The 14787-nt window shown below is 66.5% G+C and carries 12 protein-coding genes and 1 tRNA gene; 7 read left to right on the top strand and 6 right to left on the bottom strand.

All coding sequences use genetic code 11. The features are described from left to right. Positions 1 to 28: 28 nt before the first annotated feature. On the top strand, positions 29 to 532 hold the full coding sequence (locus tag ABZ382_RS35015; RefSeq protein WP_357098126.1) for a hypothetical protein: 504 nt from the start codon (positions 29 to 31) through the stop codon (positions 530 to 532). A gap of 464 nt (positions 533 to 996) precedes the next feature. Here the strand turns inward: ABZ382_RS35015 and tnpB are convergent, their stop codons facing one another. From tnpB to ABZ382_RS34990, 5 genes are all read right to left on the bottom strand, one after another. After that, on the bottom strand, positions 997 to 2445 hold the full coding sequence (gene tnpB, locus ABZ382_RS35010; RefSeq protein WP_357098123.1) for an IS607 family element RNA-guided endonuclease TnpB: 1449 nt from the start codon (positions 2443 to 2445) through the stop codon (positions 997 to 999). Between the two features lie 36 nt (positions 2446 to 2481). Beyond that, positions 2482 to 2553, bottom strand: a tRNA-Val gene (locus ABZ382_RS35005). Between the two features lie 30 nt (positions 2554 to 2583). Beyond that, a complete protein-coding gene (locus ABZ382_RS35000) occupies positions 2584 to 3048 on the bottom strand; it encodes a peroxiredoxin (RefSeq protein ID WP_357098120.1) in 465 nt (154 codons plus the stop codon). A 122-nt stretch (positions 3049 to 3170) separates the two neighbouring features. Continuing rightward, on the bottom strand, positions 3171 to 3593 hold the full coding sequence (locus tag ABZ382_RS34995; protein WP_357098200.1) for a DUF3052 domain-containing protein: 423 nt from the start codon (positions 3591 to 3593) through the stop codon (positions 3171 to 3173). Between the two features lie 186 nt (positions 3594 to 3779). After that, a complete protein-coding gene (locus ABZ382_RS34990) occupies positions 3780 to 4343 on the bottom strand; it encodes a hypothetical protein (RefSeq protein ID WP_357098117.1) in 564 nt (187 codons plus the stop codon). Between the two features lie 231 nt (positions 4344 to 4574). On the opposite strand from ABZ382_RS34990, the gene aceE reads away from it, so the two are divergent. The 6 genes from aceE (at position 4575) to ABZ382_RS34960 (ending at position 13118) form a co-directional block, all read left to right on the top strand. Beyond that, positions 4575 to 7475: a pyruvate dehydrogenase (acetyl-transferring), homodimeric type gene (gene aceE, locus ABZ382_RS34985; RefSeq protein WP_357098114.1), complete on the top strand. Its 2901-nt coding sequence runs from the start codon at positions 4575 to 4577 to the stop codon at positions 7473 to 7475. 15 nt (positions 7476 to 7490) lie between these two features. After that, positions 7491 to 8822 carry a helix-turn-helix domain-containing protein gene (locus ABZ382_RS34980; protein ID WP_357098111.1) on the top strand — a complete coding sequence of 444 codons (1332 nt, stop codon included), beginning with the start codon at positions 7491 to 7493 and terminating at the stop codon, positions 8820 to 8822. Between the two features lie 128 nt (positions 8823 to 8950). Continuing rightward, complete coding sequence (locus tag ABZ382_RS34975) at positions 8951 to 9865, top strand: ACP S-malonyltransferase (RefSeq protein WP_357098108.1); 915 nt, start codon at positions 8951 to 8953, stop codon at positions 9863 to 9865. Positions 9866 to 9960: 95 nt separating this feature from the next. Continuing rightward, on the top strand, positions 9961 to 10260 hold the full coding sequence (acpM, locus tag ABZ382_RS34970; protein WP_357098105.1) for a meromycolate extension acyl carrier protein AcpM: 300 nt from the start codon (positions 9961 to 9963) through the stop codon (positions 10258 to 10260). Positions 10261 to 10270: 10 nt separating this feature from the next. Then, on the top strand, positions 10271 to 11521 hold the full coding sequence (locus tag ABZ382_RS34965; protein WP_213560178.1) for a KasA/KasB family beta-ketoacyl-ACP synthase: 1251 nt from the start codon (positions 10271 to 10273) through the stop codon (positions 11519 to 11521). A gap of 166 nt (positions 11522 to 11687) precedes the next feature. Next, positions 11688 to 13118: a carboxyl transferase domain-containing protein gene (locus tag ABZ382_RS34960; RefSeq protein WP_357098102.1), complete on the top strand. Its 1431-nt coding sequence runs from the start codon at positions 11688 to 11690 to the stop codon at positions 13116 to 13118. 78 nt (positions 13119 to 13196) lie between these two features. Here the strand turns inward: ABZ382_RS34960 and ABZ382_RS34955 are convergent, their stop codons facing one another. Beyond that, a complete protein-coding gene (locus ABZ382_RS34955) occupies positions 13197 to 14588 on the bottom strand; it encodes an FAD-binding oxidoreductase (protein ID WP_357098099.1) in 1392 nt (463 codons plus the stop codon). Positions 14589 to 14787: the final 199 nt, after the last annotated feature.

The raw sequence follows: 14787 nt of genomic DNA, 5'->3' as shown, positions 1-14787 counted from the left end.
CCTCGGAATCTGCTGAACAGGAGAATTCATGGCCGCCGAAACCGGCTTCAAGAAACGAACCATGTGGGCCGTCACCGGTGCGGCAGCCGCAGGCGTCACTCTCGCCACCGCGGCTCCCGCCTCCGCCGACTTCGAGGTTCCCGGAGTCGGCGGAGGCGCGACGTTCTATGTCGGTCAGCAGTATTTCGCCGCCACCGGGGGTATGCCCAACGGCTTGCTCGGCTGGATGGACTTCTACGACAACGGCCAGTGCATCGGTGGTGCCCCCATCAGCGGTGCGGGCCCTGTTCACGGGGTCCTTATGGACCTGTGGTCCGTCGACTGGGTTCCGACCACCGCCGAAACACACACGATCACCGCATCCGATGGCACGCAGTCGAAGTCGACGACCGTCACGGTGCTCCCCGCGGCGGCGGGCAGTACCCCCATGCCGCAGCCGAAACACCACGGGTGCGGCATCCTGGCCGCTCTCATCTACTTCGCGCAGACCGGCAGTGGCCAGTCCGGGAGCGCGGGCGGCTCGAACGGCTAACGACCGCCACCGGCGCAGTCCGCGCCGAGATCGCCCGCAAGATCGAGCAGCGGTTCCAGGCCGATACTGGCGACAGCCGGGCCCTACTTACGTCGGCAGGCAGCCTGGCCGCGGTCAGAGGAGCAGACGCAGCCGGGCCGGTCACCACCGACGCTGTGGCAACGCGACCTGAGCGCCGATTGGAGAACAATGATGCGGCAGTGACGAATTCGGCCGCCACCACTGCTGTAGTGGTACCTCGGGTTCCGACGCCATGGACAACACCAACGATCGGGATCTGCTCGAGATCGAGATCGCCAGACCACAACTGGCATCCTCACCGAACGGTTCCGACGGTCTCCCGCGATCACTGAAGATGTCGGTCATGGCAGACAGCTTGATTGCCTAAGTCAACCTAAATGTCTTGCACCACAGTGCTTCTCTCCAAGCAACCACCACACGGGGCGCAGAGGGTATCGAACCGTTCAGGACGTGATGATCCTTCTGTCCTGAGCAAGCGAATTGCTCCGCCTACGTTGGCCCGGTCCCCAGGGATCGGGTCTTCCCGTGGCGATACCCATTGCCTGCATTGCACAGGACTTACGTGGGTTTCCAGCGGGCAAGTTTTTCGTCCCGACGCAACTCGCCGAGGACGTTGCCACCAAACCTACGAGGTTTCGAGCTGCGTTGAGGTCTCGATCGAGTACGAGTCCACAGCTGTCGCAGGCAAACGTACGTTCAGCGAGACGCAGTTTGGCTTTCACCACGCCACAGGCCGAACAGCTCTTGGAGCTCGGGTACCAGCGGTCGGCCACAAGCAGCGTTCCGCCCGACCACCTAAGTTTGTAATCCAGTTGCCGACGCAGTTCACCGAATCCGGCGTCCGCGATTCGCCGAGCCAATCTCCGATTGGCCAACATCCCGGCCACGTTCAGATCCTCGACGACCACAGTGCGATGTTCGCGGACCAGACGAGTGGTGAGCTTGTGAATGCCATCGCGCCGCGAATCGGCCACGCGCGCATGCAGTATCGCGATGCGGGCCTGCACCGCCAACCACCGGTTCGACGGCACGCTGCCACGGCGGCGGTCGCGCCCGCGCCTGCGCGCAAGCTGACGTTGCAGCCGCCGCAGTTCCTTCTGAGCACGATCGAGATGCTTCGGGTTACTGACCACTTCACCGCTCGACAGGACCGCCAGTGACTTCACACCGAGGTCGACCCCAATCGCCGAATTCGGACCATCAGAACCTCGCTCGACCCGATCGACCTCGACCGACAACGAGACAAACCATCTTCCGGACCGCAGCGACACAGTCGCCGACCGAATTCGAGCGGCCCCAGAGGCGATGCGCCTGGCAAGCTTTCGCGTCGACTCACCCGTTCTAACCAGGCCTATCCTCGGCAATTGAACATGCCGGCAGTCAGCCCGGGCCAGCCCGATACTGCCCGTCGTGAACCGACACGACAGCCCGGCACGCTTGCCCTTGAACCGCGGAAACCTCACCCGCGCACCAGCGCGTTCCCCATCGCGGGAATCCGACCAGTTCGCCAAGGCTGCGGCGAGGTTTGCCAATCCAGACGAATACGCCTCCTTCGAGTTCTCCGCCCACCACGGAGCAGCATCCCGCTTGGCTTGATTCCACAACCTCCGCAACGCAAACGCCGACCACCCAATCGGCGGAGTCAGGTCTTTGTCCCCAATCCCGTAGGACCGCTCCGCTTCTCGCTGACCAAGATTCGCCCGAACCAGCGCCAACCCCCAGTTGAAGGCGAACCTCTGCGCCCCACAGTGCGATCGAAGCGACAGCTCCTGCGCACGCGTGGGCTCGAGCGCAAACCGATACGCCTGGATCACAATGGCCACAGTCGAACATACTGTCGAAGTTCTCAGCCGGACACGCCGAATATGAGCGGGAAAGTAAGACGCCAGCATGTCGACTCGGCACAGCCAATACCCGGCTGCTTTCGGTGGGCGCAGTAGGGATCGAACCTACGACCGCTGGTGTGTAAAACCAGAGCTCTACCGCTGAGCTATACGCCCGTGACCGCCCGGGGCGTCCCAGGCGACGGGTTATGAATCTAGTGTGGCGAGGGCTTTTTCCCAAGCTGCCTGGTCACGGGGCTCGCCGGGGCCGTTCATTTCGGCGAAGCGGATGATGCCGTCCTTGTCGACGACGAAGGTGCCGCGGTTGGGGTAGCCGGATTTGGCGTTGAAGACGCCGTAGGCCTGGGCTACTTCGCCGTGGGGCCAGAAGTCGGAGAGCAGGGGGAAGGTGTAGCCCTGTTCGGCGGCCCAGATCTTGTGGGTGGGCGGGGGGCCGACGGAGATGGCGAGGATTTCCGCGTTGTCGTTCTGGAACTTGGGGAGTTCGTCGCGGACCTTGCAGAGTTCGCCCTGACAGATGCCGGTGAAGGCGAGGGGATAGAAGACGATGAGGACGTTCTTCTCACCGCGGAAGCTCGACAGGGTGACTTCCTGGTTGTTCTGGTCCTTCAACGTGAAGTCCGGTGCGTGCGTACCGATCTCGAGCGGCATGCGTTCCCCTCCATCCTGATGTGGCGGCGCGGCGTACGACGCAGCGCCGCGTGCGACCCGGTGGATCGGACGAGCCGATCCACCGGGTGCACCCGGTTCACCGAAAACCTTAGTGGAAGGCCTCAGCGCTGCTTGGAGGGTGTCTTGGGCTGGGTGAGCTTGGTGCCCGTCCAGGTGCCCAGGGAGACCGGAGTGGTCGAGGTGAGGCCGGCGGGGGTGGCCGACTCGGCGATCTCACTCGGATCGACATGGCCGGATTGACCGGTCTTGGGAGTGAGCACCCAGACGACGCCGTCATCGGCGAGCGGGGTGATCACATTGAGCAGTTCATCGACCAGGTCGCCGTCACCGTCCCGCCACCACAGCAGCACGACGTCGACCACCTCGTCGGTGTCTTCGTCGAGCAGCTCGGATCCGGTGGCCTCTTCGATGTCGGAGCGAAGCGCGTCGTCGGCGTCTTCGTCCCAGCCCAGTTCCTGAACCACCATGTCGTGTGAAATGCCAAGCTTCTGAGCGTAGTTCTGCGCGTCCGCCGCGGCGACCACGGTGGTGTCCTCCTCAATTCCCGACAATAGGTAGTTGCAAGCGAACATGGTAAAAGCCCCCAGCGCAAGCCGATCGGCCGAAATCGCACCCTAAATGTCGTATGTGAGACCGCCGGGGCTCAGCGGACAGCCCGCTCACACCCCCTCCGACCAGGTCGATCGATCGGGCTCGCGCGGGAGCGACGCTCAGACCGGACAGGCGTTGCGAACCGCGGTCAACGTGTCGTTGACCTTCTTGCTCGCGTCGTTCAACGGCGCGACGGAGGAGTTGGTGGTCAGCTTCCGCACCGACGCCGCCAGATCCCGGGCCGCGGACACGTAGTCGGTGAACTTCTGCGCCACCTCCGGCGCCAGGTCCGGACCCGACGCGGTCACCTGAGCCTCGACCGTCTTGGCCGCGTCCTCGAGCGCCTGGGCCGCGGTGTCGCGCTTGGCGTTCTTGTCGGCCGCGCTCACGTCGTTCGCGTCGTGGGCGTCCACGAACTCGTTGTAGCGGTCGACCTGGGTGCCGGTGGTCTTGCGGAACGGGCCGCAGTTGTCCGCGGTCGCCTTCGCCTTCGCCGCGGCCGCCTTCGAGGAGCTGGCCGCCGCCGCCGAGGTGGCCGCGTCGGCCTTGTACGACGACACCTGAACCTGATTCGCCGTCGGGGTACCCTCGACCGTGTTCGCGCACCCGGCCAGCACCAGTCCGGCCGCCACCGCCGCGGACGCGCACAGCAATCCGAACCCACTCGGGTTCAGCAGCTTCACTCGGTTCCTCCCCGATCCAGCCCGGAAGTGATGGAACCCGTCGCGAGCGGCGCGGTTCCCTGCGCCACGGTACTGGATTTCCGGCTGACATGATGACCTGGGCCGCATCATCGGCAAGGATGTGAGATGCGCCCCAACCAATCGTTAACGGGTACGCCGCGCACCAACGGCTACCCGGGGTATTGACGCCACACCAGATGTCCCACCCCATGTGTACGAGGAGCAATCGTCTTGACCGACTTGATGCACCCTACGTCGTCGAACTCCACCAACGGGTCACCGGAACCCCAGGGCGGATCGGCACGCAAAAGCCCGGCGGGGGGCCGGGTTCGAGTGATTCGCGAGGGGGTGGCGTCATACCTGCCGGACATCGATCCGGAGGAGACCAGCGAATGGCTCGACTCCTTCGACGAAATGCTGACCCGCGAGGGCCCCGGCCGCGCCCGCTACCTCATGCTGCGCCTGCTCGAGCGCGCCGGTGAACGCCACGTCGCGATCCCCGCGCTGACCTCCACCGACTACGTCAACACCATCCCCACCGAGAACGAGCCGTGGTTCCCCGGCGACGAAGAGGTGGAACGCCGCTTCCGCGCCTACATCCGCTGGAACGCCGCCGTCATGGTGCACCGCGCCCAGCGCCCGGGAATCGGTGTGGGCGGCCACATTTCGACCTACGCGTCCTCGGCGGCGCTCTACGAGGTCGGTTTCAACCACTTCTTCCGCGGCAAGGACCACGCCGGCGGCGGCGACCAGGTGTTCATCCAGGGCCACGCCTCCCCCGGCATCTACGCCCGCGCGTTCCTCGAGGGCCGGTTGTCCGAGGATCAGATGGACGGCTTCCGCCAGGAGTACAGCCACGGCGGTCCCGGCGCGGGCCTCTCGTCCTACCCGCACCCGCGGCTGATGCCGGACTTCTGGGAATTCCCCACGGTCTCCATGGGTCTGGGCCCGATGAACGCCATCTATCAGGCCCGCTTCAACCACTACCTGCACGACCGCGGCCTCAAGGACACCTCCGATCAGCACGTGTGGGCGTTCCTCGGCGACGGCGAGATGGACGAGCCGGAGTCGCGCGGCCTGATCCAGGTGGCCGCCAACGAGGGCCTGGACAACCTGACCTTCGTCATCAACTGCAACCTGCAGCGCCTCGACGGCCCGGTCCGCGGCAACGGCAAGATCATTCAGGAGCTGGAGTCGTTCTTCCGCGGCGCCGGCTGGAACGTCATCAAGGTGGTGTGGGGCCGCGAGTGGGACTCGCTGCTGCAGGCCGACCGCGACGGCGCGCTGGTCAACCTGATGAACACCACCCCCGACGGCGACTACCAGACCTACAAGGCCAATGACGGCGCCTACGTGCGCGAGCACTTCTTCGGCCGCGACCCGCGCACCAAGGAACTGGTGAAGGGCCTGTCGGACTCCGAGGTCTGGAACCTCAAGCGCGGCGGCCACGACTACCGCAAGATCTACGCCGCCTACGCCGCGGCCATGGCGCACAAGGGCCAGCCGACGGTCATCCTCGCCAAGACCATCAAGGGCTACGGCCTGGGCAAGCACTTCGAGGCCCGCAACGCCACCCACCAGATGAAGAAGATGACCCTCGACGATCTGAAGGCGTTCCGCGACGTGCAGCGCATTCCGATCACCGACGCCGAGCTCGAGGCGAATCCGTACCTGCCGCCGTACTACCACCCCGGCATGGACGCCCCCGAGATCCAGTACATGATGGCCCGCCGCGGCCAGCTCGGCGGTTTCGTCCCCGAGCGCCGCACCATGTCGAAGCCCCTGCAACTTCCCGGCGACGAGGCCTATCGTTCGGTCCGCAAGGGTTCGGGCAAGCAGAGCGTGGCCACCACCATGGCCTTCGTGCGCTTGATGAAGGAACTGTTGCGCGACAAGGAGATCGGCAAGCGCATCGTCCCGATCATCCCCGACGAGGCCCGCACCTTCGGTATGGACTCGTGGTTCCCTTCGTTGAAGATCTACAACCGCAACGGCCAGTTGTACACATCGGTCGACGCGGAATTGATGCTTGCCTACAAAGAGTCGAGCATCGGCCAGATCCTGCACGAGGGCATCAACGAGGCCGGTTCGACCGCCAGCTTCACCGCGGTCGGCACCTCGTACTCGACGCACGGCGAGCCGATGATCCCGCTCTACATCTTCTATTCGATGTTCGGCTTCCAGCGCACCGGTGACGGACTGTGGGCGGCCGCGGATCAGATGGCCCGCGGGTTCGTGCTCGGAGCAACCGCCGGGCGAACCACGCTGACCGGTGAGGGCCTGCAGCACAACGACGGTCATTCGCTGCTGCTGGCGTCCACCAACCCCGCCTGCGTCGCCTACGACCCGGCCTTCTCCTTCGAGATCGCCCACATCGTGCGCGACGGCATGCGCCGCATGTACGGCGGCGGCGTGGCCACCGGGTATCAGGAGGCGCTGCCGGGCACCGATCCCGAATCGCATTCGGTGCATCACGAGTTCGGCGGCGAGGACATCTTCTACTACATCACCCTCTACAACGAGCCGTATGTACAGCCGGCCGAGCCGGAGGGCCTCGACGTCGAGGGCCTGCTGAAGGGCATCTATCTCTATCAGCCCGGTTCGGCGGGAATCCTGCGGGCGAACATCCTGGTCGCGGGCGTCACCATGCCCGACGGCTTGCGTGCCCAGGAGATGCTGGCCCAGGACTGGAACGTGCAGGCCGACGTCTACTCGGTGACCTCGTGGGGCGAGCTCCGCAAGGAGGCGCTGTCCAAGGAGATCGCGAAGCTGCGCCACCCCGACCAGGATCAGGGCCTGCCGTACATCACCGAGGTGCTGTCCAAGGCGCAGGGCCCGTTCGTGGCGGCCTCGGACTGGATGCGGGCGGTGCCCGATCAGATCCGCCAGTGGGTGCCGGGCGAATACATCACCCTGGGCACGGACGGTTTCGGCTTCTCCGACACCCGCCCGGCCGCGCGCCGCGTCTTCAATGTGGATGCCGCGTCGATCGTGGTGGCCGCGCTGCAGGGACTGGCCAATCAGGGCCGGATCGCGCAGGCGACGGTGGCCGAAGCGGCCCGCCGGTACGGCGTCGACGACGTGAACGCCGCGCCGAAGGCGGCACCCGGTACCGAAGGTGGCGACGCATAGCCGAACATAAGAACTGTGGAACGTAAACCGCCGAGGCCGCGCCGGATAAACGAAGAGGGCACCTCCTCCCACGAGGTCTATCTTCCGACCGGCGCGCTCTCCCCGAATCGGCAGACGCGCGACCCGCTTCCGGACACTCTCCTGAAACGGGTCAAGCAGTTCTCCGGTCGCCTGTCGACCGAGGCCGTGGCCTCGATGCAGGATCGGTTGCCGTTCTTCGCCAATCTGGATGCCGCCCAGCGGGCCGGGGTGCAGATGCTGGTGCAGACGGCGGTGGTGAACTTCCTGGAATGGCTGCAGGACCCGGAGTCCGACATCCGGTTCAGCCTCGATGCCTTCCAGGTGATTCCGGACGATCTGGCGCGGCGGCTGACGCTGCGCCAGACCGTCGACATGGTCCGGGTGGCCATGGAGTTCTTCGAGCAGTGGCTGCCGGCGCTGGCCCGCAACGACCGGCAGCTGGTGGCGTTGACCGAGGCGGTGCTGCGGTACGGGCGTGAGCTCGGGTTCGCCGCCGCCTCGGTGTACGCCTCGGCCGCGGAGTCGCGCGGCGCGTGGGACACCCGATTGGAGGCCTTGGTCGTCGACGCCGTGGTGCGCGGCGACAACGGCCCGGAGATGCTCTCGCGCGCGTCCACCCTCAATTGGGATGCGACAGCACCGGCGACCGTTCTGGTCGGTACTCCGCCCAAGGATCAGGTGGCCGTTGTCAGTTCCGTACATGCGGTGGCCGCCCGGCACGGCCGCAACGCGCTCGCGGTGGTGCAGGGTTCGCGGCTGGTAATGGTAGTCAGCGGACATCTCGGGGACCCGATGTATCCGTCGCAGTTCCTCGCGGATCTGCTGGCAGATGCCTTCAGTGAGGGCCCGGTGGTGATCGGCCCGACCATGCGCGCGCTGTCCGCCGCGCATGTGAGTTCGGTGGAGGCGATGGCCGGGATGGAGGCCGTGGTGGGCTGGCGGGGAGCCCCCCGACCAGTGCACGCGTCCGAATTGTTGCCCGAACGTGCCCTGCTCGGAGACCGCGCCGCCATCGAGGCCCTGAACGAGCTGCTCGTGCTACCGTTGGCCGCCGCCAGCGCCGATTTGTCGGACACGCTGGACGCGTATCTGGATTGCGGTGGAGCCGTCGAAACCTGCGCCCGCCAGCTGTTCGTTCATCCAAATACGGTGCGCTATCGCCTCAAGCGGATCGGCGACATCACAGGTCGGGATCCAATGAATCCGCGCGATGCCTATGTGTTACGGATCGCGGCCACAGTAGGCCGGCTGACACGAACCCGTAACGAATCACCCACTCCTGCCACTGATGTGACTCCCGTCACAGAGCCCAAGGATGGGGTGTAACGAGATTCGATGATCGGGCGATCCGGACAACCCACGTGGTCTTTTGTGGACTCCTCACAAAACTGCCAACGAAGCTTCATTCGCGCCGACATCTCGTGAGAGCCGCCTCACAGTGTTTTCTTAAACCCGTGATCGCATTGCTCACGCCCGGACAGGGCTCACAGACACCCGGCATGCTCACCTCATGGCTCGAGCTTCCCGGCGCCGCGGACCGCGTCGCGCTGTGGGGCAAGGCCGCGGGGCTGGACCTGCTGCGGTTGGGCACGACTGCGACCGCCGAGGAAATCGTCGACACGGCTGTGACCCAGCCGCTCGTCGTCGCGGCCGCCCTGCTGGCTTTCGCCGAAATCCCGCAGGATTCACTGCCCGCCGATACAGTCGTCGCCGGACACTCGGTCGGTGAGTTCGCCGCCGCTGCCGTCGCCGGAGTCATCTCCGCTGACGACGCGGTCACCTTGGCCGCCATCCGCGGTGCGGAGATGGCCAAGGCGTGCGCGCTCGAGCCGACCGGAATGTCCGCGGTGCTCGGCGGTGACGAAGCGGAGGTTCTCGCTCGTCTCGAGGAACTCGGCCTGGTCCCGGCCAACCGCAATGCGGTGGGTCAGATCGTGGCCGCGGGTAAGCTCGAGGCGCTCGAAGCCCTGGCCGCGAACCCGCCCGAAAAGGCCCGCGTCCGCGCTCTGCCGGTCGCCGGCGCCTTCCATACCGTGTTCATGGCACCCGCCCAGGACGCGGTGGCGGAGGCCATCGCCCAGATCGTCCCGAACGAGCCGGTCCGGACCCTGCTGTCGAACTTCGACGGGCAGCCGGTCAGCTCGGGCAAGGATGCGATCGACAAGCTCGCTGCTCAGGTCACGCGCCCCGTGCGCTGGGACCTGTGCACCGAAACGATCCGTGCGGCAGGGGTTTCCGCGGTGGCAGAGTTGCCGCCGGCGGGCACCCTGGTCGGCATCGCCAAGCGGGAGCTCAAGGGCACCCCGAACCTGGCGCTGAAGACCCCCGCGGATCTCCCCGCGCTCGCCGAGCTGACTTCAGCAAGCTAGCTTGGCTGGCGGCCCGCTCCCATCAACGGCGATGGAGCAATCGGGTCGCAAACAATGAATCCCCACCCCTCTACAGAAGATAAGGAGCCACCACAGTGGCCGCTCTGACCCAGGAACAGATCGTCGAAGAGCTCGGTAAGATCATCGAAGAGGTGACCGGTATCGAGCCCTCCGAGGTCACCATCGAGAAGTCCTTCGTCGACGACCTGGACATCGACTCGCTGTCGATGGTCGAGATCGCCGTCCAGACCGAGGACAAGTACGGCGTCAAGATCCCGGACGAGGACCTGGCGAGCCTGAAGACCGTCGGCGACGCGGTGGCGTACATCCAGAAGCTCGAGGCCGAGAACTCCGAGGCGGCCGAGGCCCTCAAGGCCAAGCACCAGGGCGAGTAGGACCGACACCGTGACCACTCCTTCCACCTTGAACGGGAACTTTCCCAACGTCGTCGTAACGAGCATGGCGGCGACCACGTCGATCGCCGGTGACGTCGATGCGACGTGGAAGGGCCTCCTCAATGGCGAGAGCGGCATCGACACTCTCGAGGACGACTTCATTGCGGAGTACGACCTTCCGGTTCGTATCGGCGGCCACCTGAAGGTGTCGCCGGACACGCTCCTCGAGCGGGTCGAGATCCGCCGCATGGCGTATGTCGAGCGACTGGCCACCGTGCTCGGTCGTGAGGTCTGGAAGAACGCCGGCACCCCCGAGGTCGACCCGCTGCGGCTGGGTGTGGCCATCGGTACCGGTCTCGGCGGCGGCGACGCGCTGATCGATTCGGTCGACAAGCTGAAGAACGGTGGCTACCGCAAGGTTTCGCCGCTGGCCGTTCAGATGGTCATGCCGAACGGTCCGTCCGCCGTGGTCGGCCTCGAGCTCAAGGCCCGCGCGGGAGTGGTCACTCCGGTCTCGGCCTGCTCGTCGGGTTCGGAGGCCATCGCCAACGCCTGGCGGATGATCGTCATGGGTGACGCCGACATGGTCGTCACCGGCGGTGTCGAGGGCTTCATCGACTCGATTCCGATCGCCGCGTTCTCCATGATGCGGGCCATGTCGACTCGCAACGACGATCCGAAGGGCGCCTCGCGTCCCTTCGACAAGGATCGCGACGGCTTCGTCTTCGGCGAAGCGGGCGCGCTCATGGTCCTCGAGACCGAGGAGCACGCCAAGGCTCGTGGCGCCACCATCCACGCCCGCCTCATGGGCGCGGGTATCACCTCCGACGGGTTCCACCTCGTGGCTCCCGATCCGGAGGGCAGCGGTGCGGCTCGCGCCATGCAGCGCGCGATGCAGACCGCGGGTCTGTCCGCTTCGGACATCACCCACGTGAACGCTCACGCGACCGCCACCCCCGTGGGTGACACCGCGGAGGCCAACGCGATTCACAAGGCCGGCGTCAAGCACGCCTCGGTCTACGCACCCAAGTCGGCCCTGGGCCACTCGATCGGCGCCGTCGGCGCACTCGAGTCGATTCTCACGGTGCTCAGCATCCGGGACGGCGTCGTTCCTCCGACGCTGAACCTCGAGAACCAGGATCCGGCGATCGATCTGGACGTCGTGCACGGCGCTGCGCGTCATCAGGACATCCAGTACGCGATCAACAACTCCTTCGGTTTCGGTGGGCACAATGTCGCGCTCGCCTTCGGCCGGTACTGACGCGCACTTTTTAGAAGAACCGCGCACTTCTAGAACCGGTCAGTAAGACAAGCGGTCCCGGCAGGGGATTTCGGATCGAGATCCCGGACCCTGAATCCCCTGCCGGGACTTCGACATTTCGCAGCCGCTCTCAGCGACCGCATTTTCCTCATGAGGAGAGTTTGCGATGACCATCATGGCCCCCGCACACGCGGACACCACGACCGATCCCCGTGACCCGCTGGGTCGGTTGCAGCGCTTCTTCGATCCCGGAACCGTTCTCCCGCTCCACCCCCGCGACAAGTCCGGCGTGCTCGCCGCCATCGGTGAGATCGACGGTGTCCGCACCGTCGCCTACTGCTCCGATGCGACCGTGATGGGCGGCGCCATGGGCGTCGAGGGATGCAAGCACATCGTCGATGCGATCGATACCGCCATCGACTCCAAGATTCCCGTTGTGGGCCTGTGGCATTCGGGCGGGGCGCGACTGGCGGAGGGCGTCGAGGCCCTGCACGCCGTCGGCCTGGTCTTCGAGGCCATGGTCCGCGCGTCCGGCCAGGTCCCGCAGATCTCCGTGGTGCTCGGCTTCGCCGCCGGTGGCGCCGCGTACGGCCCGGCGCTGACCGACATCGTCATCATGGCTCCGGAAGGCCGGGTCTTCGTGACCGGCCCGGACATCGTGAAGACGGTGACCGGTGAGAGCGTCGACATGGCGACCCTGGGCGGCCCGGTCACCCACGGCAAGAAGTCCGGCGTCTGCCACATCGTCGCCGATGACGAGCAGGACGCGATGCATCGTGCGCGCCGCCTGGTCTCGATGTTCGCCGAGCAGGGCGAATTCGACCTGGCCGCCGCCGCGCACGGCGATGTCGACCTCAAGGCCATGATGCCGGAGTCGGCCAAGCGCGCCTACGACGTCAAGCCGATCATCAACGAGCTGCTCGACAATGTCGACGGCGAAAGCACTTTCGAGGAACTGCAGGGCGGGTACGCCCGGTCCATGGTGGTCGGTCTGGGCCGCCTCGGTGGCCGTACGGTCGGCGTGCTGGCCAACAACCCGATCCGCCTGGGTGGCTGCCTCAACTCCGAGAGCGCCGAGAAGGCTTCGCGTTTCGTGCGCCTGTGCAACGCGTTCGGCATCCCGCTGATCGTCGTCACCGACGTGCCGGGCTACCTGCCGGGCGTCTCGCAGGAGTTCGAGGGCGTGGTGCGCCGCGGCGCCAAGCTGCTGCACGCGTTCGCCGAGGCCCGCGTCCCGCGCGTCACCCTGGTGACCCGCAAGATCTACGGTGGCGCCTACATCGCCATGAACGCCCGCTCGCTGGGCGCGACGGCCGTGTACGCGTGGCCGGGTTCCGAGGTCGCGGTCATGGGCGCCAAGGCCGCCGTCGGCATCCTGCACAAGAAGGCTCTCGCGGCCGCCCCGGAGGAGGAGCGCGAGGCCATGCTGGAGCGACTCACCGAGGAGCACGAGCGGATCGCGGGCGGCGTCGAGCGCGCCATGGCGATCGGGGTTGTGGACGAGGTCGTCGACCCGGCCAAGACCCGCTCCACCATCGCCGCCGCGCTGGCCGCCGCGCCGTCGCGGCCGCAGCACAACAAGAACATTCCGCTGTAATTCGTTACGCGGCAACGTCATAGCGGGCGGTCTCCACGGAGACCGCCCGCTGTGCGTTGCGAGGGAATAGATTCCGGGTCAGGCCGGAGGGATGTTCGCGTTGTGATGGAAGACGTTGTCCGGATCCCACTCGGCCTTGAGGGCGGTGAGGCGGGAGTACTTCTCGCCGTAGGATTCCTGGAGCCGGGCCGGGTCGTCGTCCACGAGGAAGTTGACGTAGCTCGCCGAGGAATTGGCGTACGGGCGCAGGGCATCCCAGAAGTCGCGGGTCCACTGCCGTTCCGACGCGAAATCGGCCGGGTCCGGGGTGATGGCGCTGATGTTGACGGCCCAGCACGGGTTGCGGGAACCACTGAATGCCGTTGTGTCCTCGTGGATTTCGCTGTAGCGGCCGCGCAGTGCGAAGATCGGGACCAGGGTCAGCGGAGAGCGGCGCTGCGGGAAGGTGCTGATCAATGTGGCCAGGCAGGCGTCGGACAGATCGTCGACGTAGAGGGACTTCTCGTACGCGTGCAGTCCGGGCGGGGCGGACGCGTCGAACATCTGCTGCAGCGCGGTGTACGGGAGCGGGGTGACCAGTTCCCAGGCCGGGGGCGGTGCGGCGTCGCGCAGCGGCTTGACGACGGCCTCGAGTTCGTCCGGGTCACCGAAACCCGCTACGCCCACCACGAATCCCGGCTGACCCTGATAGTGCTCGGGCACGAACGGGGCGGGCGGCGCGCTGACCGCCATGATCACGCCGCCGTAGCCCTTGGGCAGGCCGGTGATCAGTTCGCGCCCGGCGGCCAGGCCCTCGGCGGCGTGTTCGGGGGTCCAGCACAGCAGGGTGAGCTGAGCCAGCGACGGCACGTCGTGCAGGGCGAAGGTGAGGGTGGTGACGATGCCGAAATTGCCGCCGCCGCCACGCAATCCCCACAGCAGTTCGGCGTTCTCGCGCGGCGAGGCCACCACGACGCGACCGTCGGCGGTGACGACCTCCGCGGCGACCAGGTTGTCGCAGGTCAGGCCGCAGCGCATGGTGAGCCAGCCCATGCCGCCGCCCAGGGTCAGGCCGCCGACGCCGGTGCTGGAGATGAACCCGCCGGTGACACCCAGTCCGTGCGCGGAGGTCGCCGCGTCGGCCTGCGCCCAGGTGGCGCCGCCGCCGATGTGCGCGAGTCTGGCGTCGGTGTCGACGGTGACCGAATCGAGGGTCCGGAGGTCGATCATCATGGCGTTGTCGGCGACCGCGTGGCCCGCGTAGTTGTGGCCGCCGCCGCGCACGGTGATCTCGAGGTCGTACCGGCGGGCGGCCAGCACGGCGGCCGCGACACCCGCCGCGGAGGCGGGTCGGACGATGACGGCGGGGCGGCGGTCGATGCCGCCGTTCCAGACTTGACGGGCCGTGTCGTAGTCGGGGTCGGCGGGCGTGATCACCGCCCCGTCGACGGCCGAGCGCAGTCCCTCGATATCGATTTCCGCAGTGGTCATGTCCGCTCCTCAAAGGTGTACGTCTGCCTCCGTGGCGAAATTCAGGCTGCGCTGTAGTGGGGTCACAGCACATCGGTCATTCGCCCTATTGAACGCCGCCGCTCGGGTGTTCCGGAAGTACGCAGCGGACGCGGGGGCGGTTCATGGGCCGGGGCGCGCCAAAATGTCGGCGAGTCGCGCGGAGGGCGTGTTCCGCGGC

The sequence above is a fragment of the Nocardia sp. NPDC005825 genome (genome assembly GCF_040630175.1).
In the GTDB taxonomy this organism is placed as follows: Bacteria; Actinomycetota; Actinomycetes; order Mycobacteriales; family Mycobacteriaceae; genus Nocardia.
This window is presented reverse-complemented; position numbering and strand designations above follow the sequence as displayed.

Bases quoted from the DNA above. Each gene is read 5' to 3' on its own strand.
- ABZ382_RS35015 (WP_357098126.1), top strand. From the start codon at position 29: ATGGCCGCCGAAACCGGCTTCAAGAAACGAACCATGTGGGCCGTCACC.
- tnpB (WP_357098123.1), bottom strand. From the start codon at position 2,445: ATGCTGGCGTCTTACTTTCCCGCTCATATTCGGCGTGTCCGGCTGAGA.
- ABZ382_RS35000 (WP_357098120.1), bottom strand. From the start codon at position 3,048: ATGCCGCTCGAGATCGGTACGCACGCACCGGACTTCACGTTGAAGGAC.
- ABZ382_RS34960 (WP_357098102.1), top strand. From the start codon at position 11,688: ATGACCATCATGGCCCCCGCACACGCGGACACCACGACCGATCCCCGT.
- ABZ382_RS34955 (WP_357098099.1), bottom strand. From the start codon at position 14,588: ATGACCACTGCGGAAATCGATATCGAGGGACTGCGCTCGGCCGTCGAC.